Origin of the sequence: Protofrankia sp. CiP1_Cm_nod2 (assembly GCF_920664355.1) — a bacterium.
Classification (GTDB): domain Bacteria; phylum Actinomycetota; class Actinomycetes; order Frankiales; family Frankiaceae; genus Protofrankia.
In genome coordinates this window covers 21,699-24,527 of sequence record NZ_CAKKTL010000006.1, presented here as the reverse complement: position 1 = coordinate 24,527, position 2,829 = coordinate 21,699, and the positions used below count along the sequence as shown (strand labels likewise).

At 69.3% G+C, this 2,829-nt stretch carries 3 protein-coding genes; 2 read left to right on the top strand and 1 reads right to left on the bottom strand.

Features of this window, described 5'->3' with window-relative positions; translation table 11 throughout:
• Positions 1–16 precede the first annotated feature (16 nt).
• The gene (locus tag NBW84_RS01345) at positions 17–835 is read right to left on the bottom strand and encodes a class I SAM-dependent methyltransferase (protein WP_250280926.1); all 819 of its coding nucleotides are present in this window, start codon (positions 833–835) and stop codon (positions 17–19) included.
• A 395-nt stretch (positions 836–1,230) separates the two neighbouring features.
• On the opposite strand from NBW84_RS01345, the gene NBW84_RS01340 reads away from it, so the two are divergent.
• Positions 1,231–2,109: an ABC transporter ATP-binding protein gene (locus tag NBW84_RS01340; RefSeq protein ID WP_445548605.1), complete on the top strand. Its 879-nt coding sequence runs from the start codon at positions 1,231–1,233 to the stop codon at positions 2,107–2,109.
• A partial coding sequence (locus NBW84_RS01335) for an ABC transporter permease (protein WP_250280922.1) occupies positions 2,106–2,829 on the top strand: 724 nt, incomplete at its 3' end. The genes NBW84_RS01340 and NBW84_RS01335, both read left to right, overlap by 4 nt.

Genomic DNA, 2,829 nt, shown 5'->3' with positions numbered 1-2,829 from the left:
AGTAGCTGCCGGATGCTCAGTAACGCGACTCCGAGGCGGTGACGACCACCATGGACGGGGCCCACCAGTAGCTGCAGTCCGGCGGTGGCCGCAGCCCGTCCACGACCCGCATGCGGATGGTCCGGAAATAGTGCAGGAGGGACCGCTGGTGGCGCCGGGAGAGAGAGTCGATCTCGTTCGAGTAATAGGTGAACGAACCGCCCTCGGTAAGATGTCCGGCAGCCGCCGGGAAGAAGTGCTCAGCATAGGTCGAGCCACCCAGGAAATGGGACGCGAACTCGTTCTCGTCCAGTGGGTAGGTGTCGAAGAAGATACCGTCGAACCGCCCGAGGGAGTCGATGACTTCCTGCCATCTGCCGAACACGATCTCCGTGTTCTCGTGGCCGGGCTCGCGGCTCCACGCCACGGCCGTCTCGAACACCTGCGGATTCGCCTCCACGATCGTGTGGCGCGCGGGCCGGTACTCCTGGATGTAGCCGGCGGAGATGCCCAGGCCGAAACCGATCTCCAGGACCGAGCGGCCGGAGCCGGCAACCTGGTCGGCCATGGCCTTCATCAGCGGCTTCTCCCAGGTCTGCATGACCTGCTGGCCGGAGACGAGCAACGAACCGTCGACAATCGTGGGGGCCGCGGAGTCGACCGGCTCCACGATATCCGGCCGGGGGGCGCCGGAAACCATGTTCTCGGCTGCCGCGTCCAGCGCCGTCAGATCGGATACAAGCTCGTCGAGAGCCCGCCCGAGCAACCAGTCCCGCGGCTGCTCCGACAATGGCGCGAGCAGCGATTTCGATATCTCGGAGAGTGATGCGTCGAACTTGTCGGTGTGCCTGAGCACATTGACCTCCCGGTACCGGCGGAGCGGATGACGGTGGCCATCAATGTAGCGCAGGAACCAGCGGTGAGAAGCTGCCGTGGGGAGGTCTTCTGAGCGCGGCACCGACGTGTTCCGCCGGACGCTCGGCTCCGGATGCCGCAGGTGTGGCCACCTGGAGCCCGACGGCGACGGCGGCGGCATACGGTCGCTGCTCGGGTGCGGTGCCCGGAAAGCACACGACGTCCCGGCCGGGCATTCCACGGCCGGCCGCCCGGCGTCCGCCGGCGAAAAACCAGATGAGAACCGAGCGCGCCCGACCTATGGTCCACGGTATGCCACTGCCTCGTACGGAGACCCTGGCCACGGCCGCCAGGCCCGGGGATCAGCCAGGCGAATCCGCGATATCAGTACGAAATGTGGTGAAAAGGTACGGGGAGGTGGCCGCGGTCGACGGTCTCGACCTCGACGTCCCCGTCGGCGTGTGCCTGGGCCTGCTCGGGCCCAACGGTGCCGGCAAGTCCACCACGATGCGGATGCTGACCGCCCAGTCGATCGCCGACACCGGCCGGATCAGTGTCCTCGGGTACGACGTGCCGCGCGCGTCGAAGCAGGCCAGAGCGGTGATGGGGGTGGTACCGCAGGAGGACAACCTCGACGGCGAGCTGACCGCCCGGCAGAACCTCGCCGTGTTCGCCCGGCTGTACCGGGTACCCGCTCGCAGGCGCCGGGCCGCGGTCGAGCAGGCCCTCACGCTGGCGCGGTTGAGCGACCGGGCCGACACGGTGACCGACGACCTCTCCGGCGGCATGCGGCGGCGGCTGCTGGTCGCCAGGGCACTGGTGCACCGGCCCCGGCTCGTCCTGCTCGACGAGCCCACCGTCGGGCTCGACCCGCAGGTCCGCCAGGAGCTGTGGAGCCTGATCGCCGGGCTCGGCGCGGACGGCGTGACCGTACTGATGTCGACCCACTACATCGAGGAGGCGGAGCGGCTCGCCCAGGACGTCGCCATCATGTCGCGCGGCCGGGTGATCGCACGGGACACGCCCGCCCGTCTCATCGACGCGCATGCCGGGCGGACCGCGGCGGAGTACTACGGCCCGCCGCCGAAGCTGGCCGAGATCGCGGCGCGGGCGGAGGCCGCAGGCTTCACCACCCGCCGGACCGGGCCGTCCGTGTCCGTGCTGCGCGCCGAGAACATGCCCACCGAGCTGGACGACCGGCTCGGAGCCGGGATCCGGCGCGCGGCGACGCTGGAGGACGTGTTCGTCGCCCTCACCGGGGAGCGGGTCGAATGAGTACCACGGACGAGGCCAGAACGGCTACAGACGGGGCAGGGGCGGACGCAACGGCCCAGACGGGCGGGACGCGCGGGACGGGCGGGACGCGCCGGCTGCGGCGGGTCGAACCGGCCGCCCTGGCGGGAGTGATCACGCACGACATCACCCTGTTCCGGCGCTACTGGCTGTCCACCAGTTTCTCCGCCGTGGTGGAGCCGACGATCTATCTGCTGGCCTTCGGCTGGGGGTTCGGCTCGCTGGTGTCCGTGGTGGCCGGCTACCGGTACGTGGAGTTCCTCGGCACCGGCGTGGTGGCGAGCTCGGTGCTGTTCGCCTCGGCCTTCGCCAGCATGTTCCAGACGTTCATCCGGCGGACCTACCAGAAGCTCTACGGAGCCGTCCTGGCCGCTCCCGTCGACATACCCGAGATCGTCCTTGGGGAGGCGCTGTGGACCGCGGCCAAGGCGGGGGTCTACGGCTGCGCGCCGCTGCTGGTGGCGATCGCGTTCGGCCTGGATCCGACGCCCGGAATGCTCGTGATCCCGTTCGTCGGGTTCCTCACCGGGTTCGGCTTCAGCCTGTTCGGGATATGGACGTCCGCGCTGGTGCCGTCCGTCGACAGCTTCAGTTACATCATCTCAGGGGTGCTGACGCCGCTGTTCCTTGTCGCGGGCACGTTCTTCCCGGTGAGCGAGCTACCGGGCTGGGCGCGGGCACTGAGCTGGGCCAACCCGCTCT